We start from the raw sequence: 23,601 nt of genomic DNA, 5'->3' as shown, positions 1-23,601 counted from the left end.
ACCTACTTCCTGCTCAAGAAGGGCGTCGTGTCGTGCCTTCGCCTCGAATATCCATGTGGGTAGCATAGGGTGAATTTAAACGCTAGCGAACAAAAAATTGAAAAGGATCAACGTCTTTTTTTGTGTGGCTTTTTTGCCATACCCCTTTTGGACAGGAAAATAGGGCTTGAGCATATATAAATATATCTTTATATCTGTCTTTAGTGAACGGGAGGCGTTGCTATGGAACAGGTTCTGGCAAGATTGCGCGCGGCGGCCGAAGCAACAAGGCTTCGCCTGTTAGCGATTTGTGCCGAGTGCGAACTGACCGTGAGCGAAATCACTCAGATCATCGGTCAAAGCCAGCCACGCGTGTCCCGGCATCTAAAATTGCTATGCGAAGCTGGACTGCTTGTCCGATTCCGTGAAGGGACCTGGGTCTTTTATCGTACCCCGCATAATAGTGCCGGGGCGGACCTTGTACGGCCGATACTTGATCTTCTTCCCTTAGATGATGAAACACTGTCACTTGATCGGGCCCGCCTGGATCAGGTTAAGGTCCAGCGCGAACAGATCGCGACCGAGTATTTTCGGGCCAATGCGAAAGACTGGGATCGTATCCGGTCGCTCCACGTTGACGAGGCTGTGGTCGAAAAGGCATTGCTTGATGCCGTCGGTGATCTTGCTGGTGGACGGGTTCTTGATGTCGGTACGGGCACCGGTCGTATTCTTGAGCTGCTGGGGCGCACTGCCGAAGAAGGCGTTGGCGTTGACATGTCGCGTGAGATGTTGGCGGTTGCGCGTGCGCGTTTGCAACGTGCTGACCTTTCAAATTGTCTGGTCCGTCAGGCCGACATGTATCAATTGCCCTATCCCGGCGGCATGTTTGACATCGTGATCTTGCATCAGGTCCTGCATTTTGCAGAAAAACCCGAAGCCGCAATTGACGAAGCATCACGTGTTCTGGCCCCCGGCGGGCGTCTGGTTGTGGTCGATTTCGCATCCCACGACCGCGAAGAACTGCGCGAAGAACACGCGCACCGCCGTTTGGGGTTTGACGATACTGCAATCAGTACGTGGTTTCGCGCATGTGAACTTGCCCCTGACGATGTCATAAGCCTGCCGGGCAAGCCGCTAACCGTGCGGATCTGGTCTGCCAGGGCAGATATGGAAACAGCAAAACAAAAAACACACAAGGCGGCGGAATGATCCGCAGCCTGCCCCGAAATAGTAAAGGCCCAGTCCTATAATAAAAGACCTGGCCAAGGGAACGTGAAGACAGGATTGATATGATGACGGCACAAAACAATACGGCAGCAAAAAATGACCTGCGGGTTTCGTTCGAATTCTTCCCCCCGAAGACGGAGAAGATGGAAGAAACCATGTGGCGGTCCATCCATCGGCTTGCGCCATTAAGCCCGTCATTCGTGTCCGTGACCTATGGGGCAGGTGGAACCACCCGTGACCGCACACACAGCAGCGTGACGCGCATTCAGGGCGAAACCGGTATTCCGGCCGCCGCCCACCTGACCTGTGTGGGACACACCAAACAGGAAATCGAACAGATTGCGCGCAAATACTGGGACGAAGGCATTCGATCCATCGTGGCCCTTCGTGGGGATTTGCCCGATGCCGGTGATACATATGTACCGACACCGGGGGGGTATGACTATGCGGCCGATCTGGTTGCCGGGTTAAAGGAAATTGCGGATTTCGATATTTCGGTTTCGGCTTATCCTGAAATGCATCCCGATGCGCCCAGTGCGGATTTTGAAATTGACTATCTGAAGCGCAAACTCGATGCCGGGGCCAACCGGGCGATTACACAGTTTTTCTTTGATAACGAAACGTATCTTCGATTCCGTGATAAATGTCAGGCAGCGGGGATTACCGCGCCGATCGTTCCGGGTATTTTGCCGGTGACCAATTTCGGGTCGCTTTTGAGATTTGCCAAGATGTGCGGTGCGGATGTACCAAAACGCTTCCATTGGCGGTTTGATGGACTTGATGATGATCCCGACACGCGCCGTATGGTTGCATTCCACGAAGCCATTTCACAGGTTGAAGGGTTGATGAAAGAAGGCGTGACCGATTTCCATTTCTATACCCTGAACCGAGCCGAGTTGACCTATGCCATCTGTCATGCGCTGGGCATTCGCGGAACAGAACAGGCTGTTGCCTGAACTCTGCACGCCAATTGCAACGCATGATAAAAATGACTGGATAAAGATGATGAATGATCGCAAGGAACGCATTGCCCTGCTGCGCAAACGGGCTGAGAACAAGATTTTGATCCTTGATGGCGCCATGGGCACCATGATCCAGAAGCACACCCTGACCGAGGATGATTATCGCGGTGAACGGTTTGCTGATTGGAAACAGGACGTCAAAGGCAATAACGATCTGCTGTCACTGACCCAGCCTGACATCATCAAGGATATCCATCTGCAATATATCGCGGCCGGTGCCGACCTGAACGGGACCAACACATTCAGTGCGACGACGATTGCCCAGGCAGATTACGCCATGGAAGATCTCGCCTACGAGATCAATTTCGAAAGTGCCAAGATTGCGCGTGCGGCCTGCGATGAGTGGGAAGCCGCCCATCCCGGTGATGTGCGGTTTGTAAATGGTGCGATTGGCCCGACCAACCGGACTGCATCCATGTCGCCAGATGTCAATAATCCGGGGTTCCGCGCCATCAGTTTTGATCAGTTGCGCACAGCCTATAAAGAAGCGGTAAACGGTCTTTTGGACGGCGGGGCAGATACGCTTTTGGTGGAAACCATTTTCGATACGCTGAACGCCAAGGCGGCCCTGTTTGCGATTGACGAAGTTCTGGAAGAACGTGGTGAAGACGTTCCGATCATGATTTCGGGAACGATTACCGATGCATCGGGCCGTACCCTGTCAGGGCAGACGACAGAGGCATTCTATAACTCTGTTCGTCATGCCAAGCCGTTCTCGATTGGTCTGAACTGCGCACTGGGTGCCGCACAGTTGCGCCCCTACGTTCAGGAACTATCGCGCATTGCTGAATGCCGCGTTTCGGTTTATCCCAATGCAGGGCTTCCCAACGAGTTTGGTGAATATGACCAGACCGATTCGGAAATGGCCGAACTGGTCAAAGAATGGGCCGATAGTGGCATGATCAATCTGCTGGGCGGTTGCTGTGGCACGACCCCGCCGCATATCAAGGCGATTGCCGATGCGGTTGGTCAGTCCAAACCGCGTCCGTTGCCAAAGATTGAGCCGAAAATGCGCTTGTCCGGCCTTGAGCCGTTCGACGCTGCATAAACCTGATATTGAGTGCGAAAAGAGATCGAACAGACCCATGAGTGACATTTCAAGATTCATCAATATCGGCGAACGTACCAACGTTGCGGGCTCGATTAAGTTCAAGAAGCTAATTGTCGACGAAGACTATGATGCAGCCCTTGAAGTCGCCCGTCAGCAGGTCGAAAACGGTGCACAGATCATCGATATCAACATGGATGATGCCATGCTTGATGCTGAAACGGCGATGGTCAAATTCATCAATTTGATCGCTGCCGAGCCAGACATCTCGCGTGTGCCGATCATGGTCAACAGTTCGAAATGGAATGTCATTGAGGCCGGGCTTAAATGCCTTCAGGGCAAGGGGATCGTTAACTCGATCAGCCTGAAAGAAGGCGATGAACCCTTTATCGCACAGGCAAAAATGTTGCGCCGTTATGGTGCGGCTGTGGTTGTCATGGCGTTTGATGAAAAAGGTCAGGCCGACACGGTTGATCGCAAGATCGAGATTTGCGAACGCAGTTACCGGGTGCTGGTCGATCAGGTCGGTTTCCCGCCAGAAGATATCATTTTCGATCCCAACATCTTTGCGGTCGCAACCGGCATCGAAGAACACGACAACTATGCCGTTGATTTCATCGAAGCCTGTAAGCTGATCAAGGCGCGCTTGCCTTATGCCAAGATTTCTGGCGGTGTGTCGAACGTATCGTTCTCCTTCCGCGGCAATAACCCGGTCCGCGAAGCCATGCATTCGGTGTTTCTGTATTATGCCACTCAGGCGGGCATGGATATGGGCATTGTTAATGCCGGTCAGCTTGTGGTCTATGAACAAATCCCCGAAGAACTACGCGAACGGGTCGAAGACGTCATCCTCAACCGTCGTTCGGATGCGACCGACCGTTTGCTGGAAGTCGCGGACAAATACAAAGGTACGGGCGGGCCCGAGAAAAAGGCCGATCTTGAATGGCGCAAAAAACCGGTCAATGAGCGGTTGGCCCATGCCTTGATCAACGGCATTGCCGAGTTCGCCGAAGAAGATGCCGAAGAAGCCCGCCAGCAGGCCGAGCGCCCCCTTCATGTCATCGAAGGTCCCTTGATGGATGGCATGAACATCGTTGGTGACCTGTTTGGTGCGGGTAAGATGTTCCTGCCGCAGGTCGTGAAATCGGCCCGTGTGATGAAAAAGGCGGTGGCCTATCTGATCCCGTTCATCGAAGAAGAAAAAGACGGGGTGCGCGAAACCAACGGTAAAATCCTGCTCGCCACAGTAAAGGGCGATGTCCATGACATCGGCAAAAACATCGTTGGTGTGGTCCTGCAATGTAACAACTTCGAGGTTCTTGACCTTGGTGTGATGGTCCCAACCCAGAAAATCATCGAAACGGCTAAGGCCGAAAAGGTTGATATGATCGGGTTGTCGGGTCTGATCACACCGTCACTCGAAGAAATGACCTATGTCGCAGCCGAGATGGAGCGCGAAGGTCTTGATATCCCGCTTTTGATTGGTGGGGCGACAACGTCCAAGGTTCACACCGCGGTTAAGATCGCACCGAACTATAACAAATCGGTGGTTTACGTCATCGATGCTTCGCGCGCGGTCGGTGTTGCCAGCAAGCTGGTGTCCGAAACGCACCGTGAAAAGTTCACGTCCGAAATCCATGCTGAATATGTCGCGATGGCGGAAAAGCACGCGGCCCAACAGTTGCAGAAAAAGCGTTTTGCGATTGACCGTGCACGTGCGAACAAGGTGCAACTTGATTGGGACGCCTATGACGTTCCTGCTCCGGCAAAACCCGGCATTACCGTGTTTGAAGATTTCGATCTGGCCGAACTGGTGTCGCGCTTTGACTGGAAGCCGTTCTTTGAAACCTGGGAATTGCATGGTCGGTTCCCTGATATTCTCAAGGACGAGAAAGTCGGTGAAACCGCGCGCAGTCTTTATGAAGACGCGCAGGCGATGCTCAAACGCATTGTTGATGAAAAATGGTTCAAGCCGCGCGCCGTTGTGGGCATCTGGCCGGCCAATTCGGTCGATGACGATATCGAGGTAACCCCGGCACCCGATCATAATGAACCGGTGATGCTGCGCACCTTGCGTCAACAGATGTTCCGCGAGAACAACAAACGTCCGAACCGCGCACTTGCCGATTACATCGCACCAAAAGACAGCGGTAAAACCGACTATATCGGTGGTTTTGTGGTCACCGCCGGTCCGCAGGTTGAAGAAATCGCTTCCAAGCTTGAAGCCGAGCATGACGATTACAATGCGATCTTGGTTAAGGCATTGGGGGACCGTTTCGCCGAAGCCTTTGCCGAATGCATGCACGAACATGTGCGTAAGGAACTTTGGGGCTATGCATCAGATGAAACGCTGGCCAATGATGATCTGATTTCGGAAAAATATCGCGGTATCCGTCCGGCGCCGGGCTATCCGGCCTGCCCGGAACATACCGAGAAACGCACATTGTGGCAGCTGCTTGATGCCAATAAAAATGTCGGTGTTGAATTGACCGAAAGCTGTGCGATGACCCCGGCATCGTCGGTAAGCGGTTTCTATTTCGCCCACCCCGAAGCCAAATATTTTGGCCTTGGCAAGATCGAACGCGATCAGGTTGAAAGTTATGCCGAACGTAAAGGCATGACCATGACCGAGGCCGAACGTTGGTTGGCCTCGAACCTTAATTACGATCCGCGTCGGGTGTAAAGCCCAACCGGTCGCAATGAAAAACCCCGCAGACTGCACTCTGCGGGGTTTTTTCATCTATATGTCAAGTTAAGGTATGCCGTGGTTAGTGGGTCGGTTCAAGAAACCGACCACGCTCGGTAATGCCAACAATCAAAATGCCGATCAAAGCAAGTGCCAGATACCCGGCAAGAAGCGGGATGACGGTTCCGTCGAACAACTGGCCGATAACACCACCGGCAACCACCCCGATCAATGTGCTGTAAACACCGATCATTGAGGATGCCGTCCCGGCAATCGCCCCCAACGGGTCCATCGCCAGTGAATTGAAGTTTGGCATGGTCAGCGAGAAACAAAACAGGGTCACGGTCAATCCGATGCCAAACACCGGCAGGGGCGGCTTGCCATCGAAAGCCAACGCAATCAACACATTGATCAGGCTGCTGATTGCCATGACAAACAAGGACGCATGAGAAATTTTACGCATGCCGAGCTTACGAACCAGACGGGCATTGATGAAGGATGAAAAACTCATGCAGGCAGCAATCATGCCAAACGCCAACGGGAACCATACGCCAAGCCCGTAAACCTCGGTTTCAAAGACTTGCTGTGCCGAACCGATATAGGCCATCAGGCAACCAAACATCACGCCCATCGCCGTTGAATAGCCAAGTGTCTGGCGATTGGTAACGGTGGTTTTGATGTCGCGTCCAATCCGGCGGATCGACAGTTTATGCCGGTATTCGGGGTGCAGGGTTTCTGGCATGCGCAACATGTACCAACAGGCAATGGCAATCGCCAAAATCAACGTGCTGACGAAAATCATGTGCCAATTGGCAAGCGCAAGAATCAGGCTGCCCGAGGCGGGGGCAAATACTGGAAGAATAATAAACACCATCATGACATACGACATGACTCGGGCCATTTCGCGGCCTTCGAAACAGTCACGCGTAATCGCCAAGGTCAGCACACGTGGGGCAGCCGCACCAAGGCCCTGAACAAAACGGGCAACCAGCAAATGTTCATAACTGTCGGCAAAGATCGCCATGATCGTGCCAATGGCATAAATGCCAAGCCCAGCAATCAGGGTCGGCCGACGGCCAAAGCTGTCAGCAAGGGGACCGTAAACGATCTGCATCAAGCCAAAGGCAATCATGAAGACATAAATCAGCAACTGCATACGGTTGCCGTCTTCAATGCCAAAATCGTCGGCGATCGGGCCAAAGGCAGGCAAAAGGTTATCAATTGAAAGGGCGACAAGCCCGATGGTGATCGCCATCAGGCAGACAAATTCAGCAAATCCGGGCAGCGGACGCGCCGCAGGGGCACCCGTTGGTTGAGGTTCATTCATAATTCGAAATTCCGTAGAAACGGTTTGGGGTGGCGCAGTTATATCTGCGTTTGCAGGCCACAGCATGGCGTATTTCACTTATAGATGGCAATGATCGTTTTTTGAAACACGCGATGCGACCATGCGTGTTTTCCTGCCAAATAGGGGAAGCCAGAAAACGCACAATATGCGCTGCTGGTGATGCCATAACGCTAAATTAGCCATGGTGTTTACGGTCTTTACCCTTTATTCGCAGCAATCACCGATCCTATGATCCTTGTTCTTTCAATATTTGCTCGCCGGTGTTGCGGAAATGGCTGAAAAACTTATCAAATCAAATATCTTGCTCAGCCGCATGCGCCGTTTGGCTAAAAGCGAGCAATTGGTTTTGTCGATACTGGCCTTGGCGGTTGGTGCCTTGGCTGGCGGCGGGACAATCCTGTTTCGCGACGGGATTTTACTTGTGCAGTCATTTGTCTATGGCTGGGGGGAAGAATCCCTTCATGAGCATATGAAGGGACTGAGTAACTGGCATCTGATCCTTGGCCCGACGGCAGGTGGGCTTCTGGTCGGTATTTTCATTTACAAGTTTCTACCCGAACGGCGGGCGCATGGTGTGGCCGATGTGATTGATGCGGCGTCCTTTCACGATGCGCGCATGTCAACGCGCTGCGGGATCAAAAGTGCGCTTGCCAGTGCTGTGTCACTGGGCAGCGGGGCGTCGCTTGGCCGTGAAGGACCGGTTGTCCATATGGGCGCATCCTTTGGCGCATGGCTTGCGCGTATCCTGCATCTACGCCGCAGTGCGGCGCGAACTCTTTTGGGATGTGGTGTGGCATCGGCGGTGGCGGCCTCTTTTAATGCGCCATTGGCCGGGGTGTTCTTTGCCCATGAAGTCGCCCTTGGTCACTATGCCCGGACCTCATTTGCACCGATTGTCATGTCATCGGTGATGGGAACTGTGATTACGCGTCTTTATTATGGTTCCGACGTTGCCTTTTTAATTCCGTCCCATGAAATCCAGTCATTCTGGGAATTCCCGGCCTTTGCCCTGTTGGGTCTTTTGGCCGGGGTCGCGGCAATGCTGACTGTGCGTGCTATCGCCGTTGTGCAGAAAGTTGCTGATCGGGGGCGCGCACCGCTTTGGCTGCGTCCGGCAATTGCCGGCTTGATTGTTGGCGTTGTTGGCCTTGGCTTCCCACAAGTCTTTGGGGTCGGCTATGGTGCGATGAATGATGCGCTGTATGAAGCCTATAGCTTGGCTTTCCTGATCGGTTTGTTGTTTGCCAAGGCTTTTGTCGTTGCGATCTGTATGGGGCTTGGTTTTGCCGGCGGCATGTTTAGTCCGTCCTTGTTCCTTGGGGCGATGTTGGGCGGCGCGTTTGGTATTTTTGCGACCCATGTGTTTCCTGATCTGTCGTCCGGGCATGGGGCCTATACCCTTGTCGGGATGGGGGCGGTGGCGGCCGCCGTTCTGGGCGCACCGATTTCGACAACCCTGATCATCTTTGAACTGACCGGCGATTATGAATTAACGGTCGCGGTGATGTTGGCGTCCGTTCTGGCATCGGTGATCATGGATCAGTTCAATGGCGGTTCGTTCTTTCAGTGGCAGCTTAAATGTCGTGGTCATTCAACTCTTTGGGGGCGGGAGGTCAACTTACTTCGTATGATGAAGGTCGCTGACATCATGAAACGCGAATACGAAACAGTTCCCCTGACGGACGGCCTGCCAGCCGTGCGCGAAAAGCTGATTAATGCGCCTTATTCCGAACTGTTTGTTGTTGATGAAAATGGAAAGCTGCATGGCACGATCACACTGACCGATTTGCGCCATGCGGCGTTTGATCTCAATCTGGGCGATGAAGTGACGGCGGGCCAAGTTGCACGTTCCAAGCCACCAGTGCTTTATCGCACCGACAGCATCGAAAAAGCCGTTCGTTTGATGGAAGAAACCGGCGAAGAACATTTGCCGGTTCTTGATAATGATCAAGAACGTCAAATGATCGGTTTCGTCCACGAAAAGGACGCGATGATGGCCTACAACAACGCGCTTTTGGAATTGCAAAGCGAAGAACGCGGGGATGCCCCGCCAAAACTGTTTTGATCTGGGTGCGTTCATGGGGACGGTTCATAGACCCGCAAAGCTTCATCTGATTGCCGGTGCACGCCCGAACTTCATGAAAATTGCCCCACTTTGGCATGCGCTAAAAGATACGTCAGATATTACGCCGGTCTTTGTTCATACGGGCCAGCACACAAATTCTGTCATGTCGTCCGAGGTCTGGCGTGACCTTGGCCTGCCCGCGCCGGACCATCATCTGATGCCCTTGGACGCAGGCCAGACCACCGAACGTCCATCTTTCCCAAACGATGCAATGAGCGCAGCCTATACGGCGCTGTGCCAAACGGATCTGCCCGATGCGGTGCTCGTTGTCGGGGATGTAAATTCGGCTCTTACATGCGCGAAAGTTGCACATGAACTGAAAATTCCCCTGATCCATCTCGAAGCAGGCTTGCGCAGTTTTGATGCGCGCATGATCGAAGAAACCAACCGCATTGAAATAGACCATTTGGCGGACCTGTTGCTGACACCATCCCCGGATGCGGATCAAAACCTGATCCGCGAAGGGATTGCGACGGACCGCATCGTGCGTGTCGGCAACATCATGATGGACAGTCTGGAACGCCAACGCCCGGCCATCGAAGCCGCCCGGACGTGTCACGCATTGGGTTTGGAGCATGGGGGCTACGGGCTGGTGACATTGCATCGCCCGGAAAACGTCGATGATCCCAAACGCCTGATTGCGATCATGGCTGAACTTGAAAAACTGGCTGAAACACAACCTCTCTGTTTTCCGGTTCATCCGCGCACGCAAAACCTGTTGGACCAGATCGGCTGGTGCCCCTCTGAACCCCGGACGGCTTTGCAATTGCTGGGGCCGCTGCCTTACATAAATTTCCTGAGCCTGCTTTTGACAGCAAAATTCGTGGTGACCGATTCCGGCGGGCTACAGGAAGAAACCAGTTATCTCGGTGTTGATTGTTTTACGCTGCGCGATACGACGGAACGTCCGGTGACTGTCACCCATGGGACGAATAAACTGGTGACGCTGAATAATATGATTTCCACCATTCAACAGCGTGACCCATATGACTTAAGGCGAGGTGCTTCCCCGATTGACCTATGGGATGGCAAAGCGGCAACTCGGGTTGTTGTGGCTCTCCGTGATTTTATTGCGGGTATGCCTCGTTCCTGAGTGGGGTGTCACAGGGGACAAGACAAAAACGGGCGCAAAAAATGTCATTGGGCCGGGAAAGAGTTGGCCGATGTTCCTGATTTGTTGCAATATGTAAAAAATTCAGTCGCCCGGTCGGGATGCAAGACTGGCCCTCTGACCACAGCGTGATATATATGCCGTCATGATGGATGATCCCTTCGAAATTGATGAATTCGCCGCCAGCCCGGAAATGCGCTTATCAGACGCCCCGGCCCCGGCATATCTTGACAACCTGAATGCCGAGCAGCGCGACGCTGTCGAAACGCTGGATGGGCCGTTGCTGGTTCTGGCTGGTGCGGGCACAGGGAAAACCCGTGTTTTGACAACCCGGCTTGCGCATTTGCTCGAAACCAAGGCGCAAAGCGAACGCCTGCATCCCCATCAAATCCTTGCGGTGACTTTTACCAACCGTGCGGCAAAGGAAATGCAGGAACGTGTTGCACAGGCCCTTGGCCGTCCGGTTGAAGGATGGTGGCTGGGAACGTTCCACTCGCTTTCGGCCCGTTTGTTGCGCCGTCATGCCGATTTGATCGGGCTGCAATCAAATTTCACCATTCTTGATAGCGACGATCAGGTCCGTCTGCTCAAGCAGATCATGGACGCCGAACAGATCGACCCGAAAAAATGGCCGGCCAAGCAGCTGATGGGTATCATTCAGCGCTGGAAGGACAAGGGCCTGACACCTGAGCGCGTCAATGAAAGTGTCGAGTTCGCCAATGGCGGGGCCAAGCACCTGTATCAGATTTATCAAGATCGCCTTAAGGTTTTGAATGCCTGCGATTTTGGTGACCTCTTGCTGCATTGCCTGACCCTGTTTCAAAAGCACCCCGACGTGCTCAAGCAGTATCAAAACACCTTCCGCTATATCCTTGTTGATGAGTACCAAGATACCAACGTCGCGCAGTATCTGTGGCTGCGCGCCATGGCGATGGTTCATCGCAATATTTGCTGTGTCGGGGATGATGATCAGGCGATCTATAGCTGGCGCGGGGCCAAGGTTGGCAACATCCTGCGGTTTGAGTCTGATTTCCCCGGGGCCAAGGTCGTCAAGCTTGAGCAAAATTATCGCTCCACGCCGCATATTCTGGCCGCCGCATCCAAACTGATTACATTCAACGATGGCCGTCTGGGTAAACAGCTTTGGACTGAACTGGATACCGGCGAAAAGGTCTTTGTCAAAGGTGTCTGGGACGGGGAGGCGGAAGCCCGTCTGGTAGGGGAAGACATCGAAGCGCTTCAGCGCAAGGGCATTGGGGCCGCACAGATGGCGATCCTTGTGCGTGCCGGTTTCCAAACCCGTGAGTTTGAAGAACGGCTGATTACCCTTGGCATTCCGTACCGGGTTGTTGGCGGACCGCGTTTCTACGAACGACAAGAAATCCGCGATGCGCTGGCCTATATCCGCATGGTCGCACAGCCCAATGACAGTCTGGCGTTTGAACGCATCGTCAATGTGCCCAAGCGCGGTGTGGGTAAGGCCACACTTCAGACCCTGCATCAATATTCCCGTGATCAGGCGATTCCGCTGCCCGCTGCCGCCCGCGATTTGATCGATACCGAAGAACTCAAACCCAAGATGCGTCAAAGCATCGGCGGGTTGCTTGGCGATTTTAAACGCTGGGGCGAGATGCTGGCTGATAAGTCGCATGTTGAGGTGGTTCAGGCCGTGCTGGATGAAAGCGGCTATACCGATATGTGGCGCACTTCCAAGGAAATTGACGCTCCCGGTCGGTTGGAAAACCTAAGTGCGCTTGTCTCCGCCATTGGGGAGTTTGAAAACCTGACCAGCTTCCTTGAGCACGTCTCGTTGGTCATGGAAAACGTCCAAAACGATGCGGACGAAAAAGTCACCATCATGACCCTGCATGCCGCCAAGGGCCTTGAATTTGACTATGTTTTCCTGCCCGGCTGGGAAGAAGGCGTCTTCCCCCATCAACGTGCGATGGATGAAAGTGGGGTCAAGGGCCTGGAGGAAGAACGTCGTCTGGCCTATGTCGGGATCACCCGTGCGCGCAAACGTGCCACGGTCCTTTATGCCGCCAACCGTCGGATTTATAACCAGTGGCAATCGGCCTTGCCGTCGCGCTTTGTCGATGAACTGCCCGATGAACATATTGACCGGATCAGTGATACCGGCCTTGGCGGGCATGGGGGCAATCATTCGCCCGGTGCCTGGGGGTCGGATGACTGGATGAAGATGCCAAGCTGGGCCGATGAAAGTTCAAACCGCAATCAGGTTCTGGGTGGGGGGGGACGTAAATTTGCCTCAAGCGGCTGGCAGGACCGGATGCGCAAAAACGTCATTGACGTTAAGCCCGACGGCGACGTCAGCTTTAGCAGAAATTCGAAATCGTCGAAGTACAAGGTTGGGGACGCGGTGCGCCACCGTAAATTCGGACCGGGCACAGTAAGCGCAGTTGAAGGCAACAAGCTTGAAATCCATTTCGAAGGTGTCGGGACAAAGAAAGTGGTCGACAGCTTTATCCTGCCGGGGTAAGCCCCGGATCAAATTTCAGGAAGACTGATTAACCGGGCGGCGATTGCGCGCAGCCCTGACAAGCGAGAAGCAATATGACCGAACCCGTCCTAAGCTATAACTTCCAGTTCGAAGTTAATGGCGCCTATGCCGCGGCCTTTGCCGATGCGCTGTTTGAATATTGTGATGCGCTGTCACACTTTGAACGCGACGGTGATCCAGACGGCCCTTGGCGCATCGAAGGTTTCGCAGGTCAACCGTTTGATAAGGGCGAAGTCGAAACCGCGGTATCGATCATGGCATCCGCCATGGGGATTGATACGCCTGCGGTAAGCTTTGGAACCTATGAGCCCAAAGACTGGGTCAGTGAGAACCTGCGCAGCTTCAAGCCGATTTCGGTTGGACGTTTTTATGTCCATGGATCGCATTGGGGCGAAGGCGTTCCGGTGGCCAAAACCGGGTTGCAGGTCGATGCCGGACTGGCATTTGGATCGGGCGAGCACCAGACCACCAAGGGATGTCTGGCCGCGATTGACTGGATGGCCAAAAAAGGTCCGCGTCTGAACGCACTTGATATGGGCTGTGGGTCGGGCATTCTGGGCATGGCTTGTGCCAAAACATGGCGTTGCCCGGTTGTGATGGCCGATATTGATCCGGCGTCTGTGCGTGTGGCGCGTGAAAATGCCAAAATCAACAAGATTGCCGATCTGGTCACTGCCATTCACTCCAACGGTTTTCAGGATACCCGCATTCGGGGGGCTGGGCATTACGACATTGTCTGTGCCAACATTCTTGCCCGGCCGTTGCGGGCCATGGCACGTGATTTGACCAGCACCCTGTCTGACGACGGTGTTGTGATCCTGTCGGGCCTGCTATCGCATCAGGAACAGTTTGTCCTGTCGGCCTATCGCGAAGTTGGCCTGTCGCTGATTAAGCGGTTCAAGGTCGAAAACTGGACGACACTTCTGGTCGGCTAAGCCGGACAGATATCGGAATTCAAAAGGTCACGCGTTGCGTGGCCTTTTTGCATTTTGACGCAAAAGAAAAGTCGGGGAGGCGGTCTTTACCGCCCACCTGATACATCAAGAATACTGCCTGTGACATAAGACGCATCGTCTGAGATCAGCCAGTAAATACTTTGGGCAACTTCATCCGCTGCACCCGCCCGACCAAGCGCGCAGGCCGGCCCCAGTTCTTTGACGCGTTCAGGGCGGCCAACACTGGCATGAATTTCGGTATCAATGATGCCGGGGCGCACGGCATTCACCCGAATGCCCTTGGGCCCAAGTTCTTTGGCCAAGCCGATGGTCAGGGTATCAACAGCCCCCTTTGACCCAGCATAATCAACATATTCATCCGGGGAGCCAAGTTTTGCCGCAACCGAGGATACATTCACAAGTGCCCCGCCCGATGACAACATGCGCGCAGCTTCGCGCGCCACCAGATAAGCCCCAAGAACATTGGTGTCAAAAACCGCCTTCATGCGGTCTATGTCCATATCGGCAAGCGAGCTTTTTGGCGCAACAATCCCGGCATTGTTGACCACCCCGTCAAGCGGGCCAAACCGTTCGTGGGCAGCGGCGAAAAAATCGGCAACGCTATTTTCGTCGCGCACATCACATTTGCGCGCAAAGGCATTGCCGGTAAACCCGGCCCGTTCACACATCGCACAGGTTTGATCCGCACTTTCCTGATTGCCGACAAAACTGATGGCGACGTTCCATCCCTTGCGGGCAAAAAGAACGGCCGTTGCGCGACCGATGCCGCGTGATCCGCCGGTGATAAGGATTGTCTTGGTCATAGCCACCCCAAAAATGGTCTTTGTTTTGTGCACTATGGCGCGGCGGAGCGCGCTTGGTCAAAAAGAAACGGCCCTGCTGTGGAGAAGCAGGGCCGTTTCAGAGGGAAGAGACAAAAATTACCGCTAGGACCATGAACCTTGATCCTGCGTTGCGTCTTTTGGCATCCGACCAGTCCGGGCGGGATTGATCCGGTTAATCCTTGTCCTGTGTGTCGATTTTACCGATTGGCGACCGGTAGTTTTCGTCGTCTGCCAGATGGGCAGGGCCAGTATCAAGGCCGAGCGCTGTTTTTTGACCGAGGGCCAGGCGCTCAAGACCGTCATAGGCCGTCTGTCAACGACGAGATTGTACGATACTCAGGGCAGTAATAGGAAAACGGATCACCGTTCTTGGTCTCCTGCAAATTGACGTCCCGACAGGGCATCTTTTTGTCACCGACATGTAATAAGTTAATCTTTAGCTAATTTGTATTGCGAAGCTTGCAGGGCATTCATACCCCTGACGCATGTGAGGGTATAGGTCGTGGGTAAATCATATAAAATATGCGCAAAATCTTTGATGCTTGCGCGGGGTCGGTAACAACCCTTACATAGGGTGTCTGCCCCACGTACCGAAAGAGGATGTTCATGACGATTTCCGGCGATGCCCAACTTGCAACCCTGCTTGAACGCGACAAGGTCCGTAAGGATGTTAGCGCTATCATTGACCTGATTGATGGTGTGCTTGCCGCAGCCGATGGTGATACGCGTACCGACTGGATTGACCTGATTGCGTCCTCGCCAAGTAATGAACTTACCTCGGCGTTGCTGGCCATGCGTGATGAACGCAAAGGGCTGTTTAAGGAAGCAAAGGACGGCTTTGATGCAGCAGAACGCCTTGCAGCCTTGCGTACCTATTTGGCCGCCAAGGGTGTTGACGGTTTTATTGTGCCGCGCGCGGATGAACATCAAGGCGAAAATGTCCCGGCACGCGCCGAACGTCTGGCGTGGTTGACCGGCTTTACCGGCTCGGCCGGGGCGGCGGTGGTGCTTGGGGATAAGGCTGCGGTGTTTATCGATGGTCGCTATACCATTCAGGTGCGTCAACAGGTTAACCGTGATCTATTTGAATACCGCCATCTGGTCGATGAACCGGTTGTTGGCTGGCTGCATGACAATCTGAAAACCGGCCAGAAAATGGCCTATGACCCGTGGCTGCATACGGTCCAGCAGGCGGCACATTTACGCTCTGCCTGTGAGGGTGTCGGTGCGGAATTGGTGGCAATTGATACCAACCCGATTGATGCACTTTGGCACGCGCAACCGGCCATGCCGCTTGGCCCGGTGCGCCCGCATCCGATTGAATATGCCGGAAAGTCCGCAGCCGATAAACGTGTTCAAATTGCCGACGCACTTTCGCGTATTTCCTGTGACAGTGCCATTTTGTCGGCACCAGACAGCATTGCATGGCTTTTGAATATTCGTGGTGCCGATGTGCCGCAAACACCACTGGCACTTGGCTATGCCATCATCAACGGTGATGCCTCGGTGGAACTGTTCATCGATGACCGCAAAGTCGCACCTGAAACGGTTAAATGGCTGTCGGGCGAAGCAACCTTGCGTGCGCCGGGTGAATTGTCCGCCGCATTGAAGGCTATGGGCAATCAGTCCGTGCGTCTGGATGAGGCAACCGCATCAGATTGGTTGCGCATGCAACTAAGTGCGGCGGGATCAACCGTGCGGGTTGGTCGTGATCCGATTGCCCTTCCCAAGGCGTGCAAGAACGATGTCGAACTTGAAGGTTCGCGCAAAGCCCATAAACGGGACGGCGAAAAAATTATCCGCTACTTCAAGTGGCTTGACGAAGCTGCTGCCGACGGCAGCATTGATGAACGCGTTGCCGGCGACAAACTTTTGTCGCTGCGTGCCGAGGACCCGCTGTTTCGTGATTCCAGTTTTGAAACCATCCCGGGCAGTGGCCCAAATGGTGCATTGTGCCATTACCGCAATACGCCCGAAAGTAATCGCAACCTGACACCGGGGGAAATTTTCCTGATTGATTCCGGCGGTCAGTATGTCGATGGCACCACCGACATTACCCGGACCACGGTGATTGGTGACCCGAGCCAGGAACACCGTGATCGCTTTACCCGGGTTCTCAAAGGCCACATCGCACTGGCCCGCGCGATCTTCCCGGTTGGTACCACCGGTCAGCAGCTTGATACACTGGCGCGCATGCCGTTATGGGAAGTCGGTCTTGATTTTGATCATGGCACCGGGCACGGCGTTGGCAGTTACCTTGGCGTGCACGAAGGCCCGCAACGTATTTCCAAGGCGGCCAACAAGATTGCCCTGAAACCGGGGATGATCCTGTCGAACGAGCCGGGTTTCTATAAAGAAGGCGAATACGGTATTCGCATCGAAAACCTGATTGCGGTCACCGAAATCAATGGACCGGTTGGCGCAGACCGTAAGATGCTTGGCTTTGAAACGCTGACCTTCTCACCGATTGAGCGAAAATTGATCGATCCGGAATTGATGAACGCTGATGAACTGCAGTGGCTTAATGACTACCACGCGCAGGTCTATGCCCTTTATGCCGATGATCTTGACGAAGATCATCTTGAATGGCTGCAAAAGGCAACTGCGCCGATCAAGAAAAAACGGGCATGATTGCGCAACGTTTTACCGCGATGTGAAAAACAGAAGCCGCTCCGATCTTTGGGGCGGCTTTTTCGTCTGCAGGGAACTGACAATCACGTCCTGATCGTGTTAACAATGGTCCATTGGATCGATTCAAATAAAGGCGGTTAACCGCTTATTGATAACTGGAGGAAGACATGGCTGAAGTCGAAGAACAGTGGCTGGCAAACCCCAACCGCTATGACGATGAAACCTATAAGCGTTGCGGCAAAAGTGGTTTGATCTTGCCGAAAATCACCCTTGGCCTTTGGCAGAATTTTGGCGGCGTCGATGTCTATGAAACCCAGCGCGCCATGATGCGCCGCGCCTTTGATCGTGGGGTGTTTCATTTTGATCTGGCCAACAACTATGGTCCGCCCCCGGGATCGGCCGAAGAAAACTTCGGCAAAGCACTTTCGCAGGATTTGAAAAAACACCGCGACGAGTTGGTGATTTCAACCAAGGCGGGCTATCGCATGTGGCCGGGGCCGTTTGGCGAATGGGGTTCGCGCAAATACCTGATTTCCAGCCTTGATCAAAGCCTGAAACGCATGGGCCTTGAGTATGTGGATATCTTCTATTCCCACCGTGTCGACCCCGATACCCCGTTGGCCGAAACCATGGGCGCACTTGATCAGATCGTGCGGTCGGGCAAGGCACTTTATGTCGGGATTTCGTCATACTCACCGCAGATGACGCGCGAGGCACATGCTATCCTTAAGGATCTTGGCACGCCTTGCGTCATTCATCAGCCATCCTATTCGATGCTGAACCGCTGGGTCGAAGAAGACGGTCTACTTGATACGCTGTCTGATCTTGGAATGGGCTGTATTGCCTTTTCGCCGTTAGCACAGGGGCTTTTGACCAACAAGTACCTCAATGGTGTGCCCGAAGATTCCCGTGCCGCCCTTGGAGGATCGTTCCAGACCGGAATGCTGACGGAAGAAAACCTCAACCGCGTACGTGCGCTGAACGAGATTGCCAAACGTCGTGGTCAGACGTTGGCTCAGATGGCGATTGCATGGGTGTTGCGTCGCCCTGAAATCACATCCGCCCTGATTGGTGCACGTCATGTGCAGCAGCTTGATAACAGCCTTGATGCACTTGATAATCTTGAATTCAGTGCAGAAGAACTGATCGAGATCGACAAATACGCAACCGACGGCGGGTTGAACCTGTGGCAGAAATCATCTGCCTCCGAGGCACCTGTCTGATCGAACGTTCAATCTTTTGGGCGCCCCATCGAAAACCCCGGCAGGAACACCTGCCGGGGTTTTATATTTGCTGCTTAAAGTTCGGCGGCCATTGGCATGGTCCCGGCAAGTTCGCGCAGGGTATCGATAACGGCCTTACCACCTGTGCTAAGCGGCCGGTCATGCAGCCATGACAACATCACCTTGCGCGACAGTTCCGGGCTGACAATGCGCCGTGCCCGCAGGCGTCCGGTCGAAAGTTCCATCACAAGCGAACTTCTCGGCAAAACGGTATGGCCAAGATCGCGATGCACCAGATCGACCAGCACGCGCAGGGCGTCTGCCTCGACCACCGGGGTTAAGGGCCGACCGGCACGAAAGGCGGCTTCCTGCATCTTGGCCCGCAGGCCATGCTTATTGGTCGGCATGATGAGCGGTAAGGATAAAACATCCTCAAACGCGATGTCGGTTTCCTGTTCGCCGACCTGTGATGGATGGGAAATCAGATACAGGTCTTCGCGCCACAATGGTTCCGCATGCAGGCTGCGTGATATCATGCCGTCATGCAGAATGCCGATATCAAGACGCCCCGACAGCAAACCTTCCTGAACATCCCCGGTCAGGTCTTCGGCAATTGAAATGTTCAGATCGGGAAACCGATCACGCAATACTTCGACCAGCGCACCGGTAATCACAATGCCCGCACTGGGCGGCACACCAACATGAACATGCCCGGTGACCTGACTTCGTCGGGCTGAAAGATCGGCTTCAAGCCGTGCGAGATCACCCAGAATGACGCGGGCGCGTTCCGCCAGCATCTGCCCTGCTTCGGTCAATTTGACCCCGCGCCCCGTGCGTTCAAGAAGCTTCGTATCAAGTGCCTCTTCAAGCAGGTTAAGCTGACGGCTTAAGGCAGGCTGCGACAGATTAAGCCGTTCTGCCGCACGCGAAAGACTGCCCAACTCGGCAATATGAACAAAACTTCGAAGCTGTTTGATATCCATCGGTGACAGTCCTGATCGCAGTGTTTTGGTCGAGGCATCTTTAACAGATATACCCAAAGCTGATATCAGATAGCAATTAATTCGAATTGAATAATGACCAAATGCCAAGGATAGTGACGCTTGAGAGAGAACCGGAGACCACAATGACCTCAACACCCCAATCACAACCCGTTGTAAAACCAGTCGGTTCGGCCTTAACGCTTGTGCTGCTGTCCACGGCCGCCTTTGCCATGAAGGGCCTTCTGGCAAAATTTGTTTATGCGACGGGGATGACGGTCGATGGGCTGTTGTTGTTACGGTTCATGATCGCGATGCCGTTCTTTTGGGTCGGGGTGTATTTCTTTGGCAAGAACCGCCCGGGCGAACGGCTAATGAAACCGGTCGATCTGGCGTGGGGGGCATTATATGGCGGCTTGTTCTTTGCCGCCGCGTTGTTTGATTTTACCGCTGTCTCACTCATTGAAGTGACCGTATCGCGGATTGTTCTGTTTACCTTCCCGGCAATTGTCCTGATTCTTGAATGTCTGCACAAATGGCGGTTGCCGCCGTTGCGCCAGATATTCTGCTTTGCTGTGACCTATCTTGGCCTAGTGCTGGTTTTGGCCCCGGATGGTTTCGGGGCGGTGTCGGGTACATTGTGGGTTGGCGCGTTTTGGGCGTTTGCCTCGGCATTGACCTATGCGGGCTATCTTTATTTTGGGCAACGCATGATTCAGGTGATCGGCTCAATGCATTTTGCCGCACTGGTCAATACCATGGCCGGTCTATCGATGATTTTTTATGAACTGATCGTGCAAAACCCGCTGAACCTGAACGTTGATGGTGTCTTATGGACGGCGGCGATATCGATCTTTTGCACGGTGATCCCGTTCTTCCTGCTCTATGAAGGCATTCGTCGCATTGGGGCGACACAGGCAGCCTTGATTTCGCTGTCGGGACCCGCGATGACATTCTTTGCCGCGTGGCTGCTGTTGGGGGAAGTTTTGACTTTGCCGCAAATTGCCGGCTTTGCCATCGTCATCATCGGTGTTGCATCAATTAAGAATGGTGTGACGCTGGCAGGTGTTGGACGACTGTTGGCCCGGCCGTTCTTTTCAGCAAGCAAATAGTCAGCCGGTCAAAACTCTGGTCCAGACTTGGACACTGCATTTGTGGTGCAGGCGCTACAGATCCTTGTTCGTCACAATGAGGATATGATCACTCGTCGCGTTGCCAGCGACGGATTTCGATTTCATGTTCAGGAAGCCGTTCTCCGCGGCGCCATTGCAGTGGATCAATGAATTCACCCGCCCATGCGCCGCTGCGTGATTGCTTGGCACTGTCTTCTGTCGCGCCATATTCGGGCATTTCATCCCGACGGGCGACGGCCATGCCCCGCGCAATCAGGCTTTGCCCGATATCGACACCATTGGCATTGCGACAAACTGCCATGTTGCGGTGATAGCGGTTTTTACCGCGCACCTCACAGGTGATCGGGGTTGCGACCAAAAGGTTGGTTGTAACTTGCCATGCTTCGGCGCCGCAGGCCGTACTTTGCCCGTTCACCAAACATTTCTGAAACCGTTCAAGCGCGTCAGCCCCCCACAAATCAATGCGGCGAAAGCCAAACTCCAACGTGTCGGGATCAACCGCACGGGCGGTTCCCGAAAGGGTGTCGAAATCCGGGTCCGCTGATACCTGAGGACCAACCATCAAAATAGGCAGGGACATCAAAGCTGCTGCCATCACATGATAACGGATCAGTGCAGATCGATTTTGAATTTTGCCGATATGCTTTGTCATTTGGCCTCTCTGATCGTGTCGGCAGACATAAAATTCCAGATGACCCAATATTAAGTAATCTTTGCCGATCCGGATGAAAGCAAGACAGTCATTTTATTGTAAGTGCAAAACGAACAACGGCAAAGCGCAGCATGTTTTAAACATCAACAATATAAATCAATCCCTTGGAAAACATTGAAAGTGTCAAAAATTATATTCTTCGCATATTGAAGGTCAAGGGTCTGCTAAACGTGTTTGGATGGATATTCCGGGTCAATAAAGTGCTTTAATGCTGCCTATCCAGCTAAATTTAAAGAAGCTTTTCGTCTGTTGGTATATATTAAAAATGATGTGCGGTATTGGTAACGTTCCCTTTCTTTGTGTAGGTTAGTGCTGAGGGGTATTAACAATCTCCTTTGTCGCAAGACGAACCGGTGAGGTTATATATGGACGACAAAATTCCAAAAGTGTTGTTGGACGGGATTGTTAAAGCTGATTTACATAAACCTGACCATGCGTCACTTGTTTTGGATTTTTCGGGTATCCCGGCCACAGACAGCAGAACCGTATTTTGTGCGTTTGTTCGGTATATAGAAGATAGTGATGTCAACGGTCTGACGGTTAAATTTCTGTCAAGTAATGCCGTCTCTCTGATGTTCCCTGTCGCGGGACGTCGTGCGATGCAAGAGTTTATCACGCAGCTTAATGAACTTCTGCTGGCGCGCCGGTATGGCAAAATTGACATCCGTTATTTCAACCTTGATGGCAGTGCCAATGAATTTGCACAGTGCTGTGCCCAGTACCTTCTACGTGGAAGTTCGGCAAGTGCAGAGGCGTTTCGAGAGTTTCATCAACAGCCGCCAAAAAGTATCGGGCAATTGGCCGAGTTGGTCGATGTCGAACGGATTGTTGGACAAGCCGATATGTCGATGCACCTGCGTCGGCAGCTTATCTGGGGACTTTCCAAAGGCAGACGACCGGCTGTCTTGGGTGAAGAAATCTGGGTATCAATTGCTGCGATGGAGGAAATCACAGGCAAGGATATCATTCAGGATGCGTGGATGTTTTCACGTTTTACAGAATTACTTGATAGTCGTGTCCTTTCCCACCTCTCAGTGGATCAGACACTTTGGGAGAAACGTCTTTTTGTTAATTTAAACCCGGTTGCCATTGTAAGTGGAAACTTCCGAAAGGTGATGAAGTCACTTCCATATCAAAGACTTGAGCAGCTCACAGTCGAAATGAGCTTGCTGGCCTGGCAGCAAAATAGGGTAACAAACAGTCGGATTCTTGACGTTTTACGGGACGAGGGCATTGGTTTGGCCCTTGATGGCATTTCAGTATCGCAGTTACCCGTTTTGCCAGAAGCCGACATTGCCGTATGCCAATTTTTGAAGGTGCATGTTTCTCCCCTTGAAGGAGCCGATCTGCATGATGTTTTGTCAAAGTGTTCAGCCGAAGTGATTGAAAAAGTCATTTGTTCGCGATGCGAAACCATCGAGCAGCTTGAAATTGCGATCAATGCAGGCGTGAAACATTTTCAGGGATATGGCTTGCCTGATTTCGTGAAGGATGAAGCGATTGTTGAACGTATCCTCGGTCCATTTGAAAAACCAACTGAGTCAGCAGAACCATTAGAAACAGCTGAAAAGACTCCTGATAATGACCAGCAAGAGTAATCCGCTACTTTCCACTGCGTTCAGAAAGTAAGGAAATCCCAAGGTTTCTAAGGATAATCAATAAAGATCGCTGTAGCGAATTTCGTCAAGCTGGGCGAAAACGATCTGCCATTTTTCTTCCTGCTTAAGCAGCGCAAAGGCGTAATCGCAATCAAAGATCAGGTTGTTTTCTGAATTGCCAAAGCGGAAAGAGACAATCGCACGGGCCCCGCCGGGAAGGGCTGAGTGCTGCTCGACCAAAATCGATTTTGCCTTGGCCAGATCGGCGGTTTTCAATTCTTCAAAGAAAGACTGATGATAGGTGTGCAGGTCCTCAACCGATGAAATCGCATGCACCCCGGAAAGATCATTGATCAGGCTGGGGTAATGATAAAATTCATCAAGTGCGGTTTGTTCAAGCTTCAGATGCGCGTTGACATAACGGCGAAAAAAACTTCCCAAGTCTTCCATCGGCTATCTACCCTTTCCGCTATGGCA

The 23,601-nt window shown here is 53.0% G+C and carries 17 protein-coding genes; 12 read left to right on the top strand and 5 right to left on the bottom strand.

The genetic code is table 11. The annotated features are described in order from the left end of the window. Positions 1–222 precede the first annotated feature (222 nt). The 4 genes from AC0VXT_RS15665 (at position 223) to metH (ending at position 5,959) form a co-directional block, all read left to right on the top strand. Positions 223–1,188 (top strand): ArsR/SmtB family transcription factor, encoded by a 966-nt coding sequence (locus tag AC0VXT_RS15665; RefSeq protein ID WP_475546157.1) that lies wholly within the window; start codon positions 223–225, stop codon positions 1,186–1,188. Between the two features lie 83 nt (positions 1,189–1,271). After that, positions 1,272–2,162: a methylenetetrahydrofolate reductase gene (metF, locus tag AC0VXT_RS15660; RefSeq protein WP_028791863.1), complete on the top strand. Its 891-nt coding sequence runs from the start codon at positions 1,272–1,274 to the stop codon at positions 2,160–2,162. A gap of 46 nt (positions 2,163–2,208) precedes the next feature. Continuing rightward, positions 2,209–3,276 carry a homocysteine S-methyltransferase family protein gene (locus AC0VXT_RS15655; RefSeq protein ID WP_475546156.1) on the top strand — a complete coding sequence of 356 codons (1,068 nt, stop codon included), beginning with the start codon at positions 2,209–2,211 and terminating at the stop codon, positions 3,274–3,276. Between the two features lie 37 nt (positions 3,277–3,313). Next, a complete protein-coding gene (gene metH / locus AC0VXT_RS15650) occupies positions 3,314–5,959 on the top strand; it encodes a methionine synthase (protein ID WP_475546155.1) in 2,646 nt (881 codons plus the stop codon). 85 nt (positions 5,960–6,044) lie between these two features. On the opposite strand, the gene AC0VXT_RS15645 is transcribed toward metH, so the two are convergent. Beyond that, a complete protein-coding gene (locus tag AC0VXT_RS15645) occupies positions 6,045–7,289 on the bottom strand; it encodes a multidrug effflux MFS transporter (RefSeq protein ID WP_475546154.1) in 1,245 nt (414 codons plus the stop codon). A gap of 292 nt (positions 7,290–7,581) precedes the next feature. Between AC0VXT_RS15645 and AC0VXT_RS15640 the strand changes: the two genes are divergently transcribed. The 4 genes from AC0VXT_RS15640 (at position 7,582) to AC0VXT_RS15625 (ending at position 14,002) form a co-directional block, all read left to right on the top strand. Further along, positions 7,582–9,375 (top strand): chloride channel protein, encoded by a 1,794-nt coding sequence (locus tag AC0VXT_RS15640; RefSeq protein WP_475546153.1) that lies wholly within the window; start codon positions 7,582–7,584, stop codon positions 9,373–9,375. Further along, entirely contained in the window at positions 9,353–10,528 is a 1,176-nt protein-coding gene (gene wecB, locus AC0VXT_RS15635) for a non-hydrolyzing UDP-N-acetylglucosamine 2-epimerase (RefSeq protein ID WP_475546152.1), read from the top strand. The genes AC0VXT_RS15640 and wecB overlap by 23 nt, the downstream gene beginning before the upstream one ends. Positions 10,529–10,694: 166 nt before the next feature. After that, positions 10,695–13,046, top strand: coding sequence for an ATP-dependent helicase (locus tag AC0VXT_RS15630; RefSeq protein WP_475548590.1), 2,352 nt, complete (start codon positions 10,695–10,697; stop codon positions 13,044–13,046). A 74-nt stretch (positions 13,047–13,120) separates the two neighbouring features. Next, the gene (locus AC0VXT_RS15625) at positions 13,121–14,002 is read left to right on the top strand and encodes a 50S ribosomal protein L11 methyltransferase (RefSeq protein ID WP_475546151.1); all 882 of its coding nucleotides are present in this window, start codon (positions 13,121–13,123) and stop codon (positions 14,000–14,002) included. Positions 14,003–14,088: 86 nt separating this feature from the next. Here the strand turns inward: AC0VXT_RS15625 and AC0VXT_RS15620 are convergent, their stop codons facing one another. Next, the gene (locus AC0VXT_RS15620; protein WP_430469476.1) at positions 14,089–14,826 is read right to left on the bottom strand and encodes an SDR family oxidoreductase; all 738 of its coding nucleotides are present in this window, start codon (positions 14,824–14,826) and stop codon (positions 14,089–14,091) included. A gap of 627 nt (positions 14,827–15,453) precedes the next feature. Here AC0VXT_RS15620 and AC0VXT_RS15615 point away from each other — a divergent pair. Both AC0VXT_RS15615 and mgrA read left to right on the top strand, forming a co-directional pair. Continuing rightward, on the top strand, positions 15,454–17,478 hold the full coding sequence (locus AC0VXT_RS15615; protein ID WP_475546150.1) for an aminopeptidase P family protein: 2,025 nt from the start codon (positions 15,454–15,456) through the stop codon (positions 17,476–17,478). A gap of 167 nt (positions 17,479–17,645) precedes the next feature. Next, a complete protein-coding gene (gene mgrA / locus AC0VXT_RS15610) occupies positions 17,646–18,701 on the top strand; it encodes an L-glyceraldehyde 3-phosphate reductase (protein ID WP_412775517.1) in 1,056 nt (351 codons plus the stop codon). A 74-nt stretch (positions 18,702–18,775) separates the two neighbouring features. On the opposite strand, the gene AC0VXT_RS15605 is transcribed toward mgrA, so the two are convergent. After that, a complete protein-coding gene (locus AC0VXT_RS15605; RefSeq protein ID WP_475546149.1) occupies positions 18,776–19,684 on the bottom strand; it encodes a LysR family transcriptional regulator in 909 nt (302 codons plus the stop codon). Between the two features lie 143 nt (positions 19,685–19,827). Here AC0VXT_RS15605 and AC0VXT_RS15600 point away from each other — a divergent pair, with 143 nt between their 5' ends. Beyond that, on the top strand, positions 19,828–20,793 hold the full coding sequence (locus tag AC0VXT_RS15600; RefSeq protein ID WP_475546148.1) for a DMT family transporter: 966 nt from the start codon (positions 19,828–19,830) through the stop codon (positions 20,791–20,793). An 88-nt stretch (positions 20,794–20,881) separates the two neighbouring features. Here AC0VXT_RS15600 and AC0VXT_RS15595 read toward each other — a convergent pair whose 3' ends face one another. After that, a complete protein-coding gene (locus AC0VXT_RS15595; RefSeq protein WP_475546147.1) occupies positions 20,882–21,466 on the bottom strand; it encodes a thermonuclease family protein in 585 nt (194 codons plus the stop codon). A gap of 425 nt (positions 21,467–21,891) precedes the next feature. On the opposite strand from AC0VXT_RS15595, the gene AC0VXT_RS15590 reads away from it, so the two are divergent. Then, a complete protein-coding gene (locus AC0VXT_RS15590; protein ID WP_475546146.1) occupies positions 21,892–23,124 on the top strand; it encodes an EAL domain-containing protein in 1,233 nt (410 codons plus the stop codon). A 57-nt stretch (positions 23,125–23,181) separates the two neighbouring features. On the opposite strand, the gene AC0VXT_RS15585 is transcribed toward AC0VXT_RS15590, so the two are convergent. Beyond that, the gene (locus AC0VXT_RS15585; RefSeq protein WP_475546145.1) at positions 23,182–23,574 is read right to left on the bottom strand and encodes a hypothetical protein; all 393 of its coding nucleotides are present in this window, start codon (positions 23,572–23,574) and stop codon (positions 23,182–23,184) included. Positions 23,575–23,601: the final 27 nt, after the last annotated feature.

The organism is Thalassospira sp. Z349TD_5, from assembly GCF_056173045.1.
This window is presented reverse-complemented; position numbering and strand designations above follow the sequence as displayed.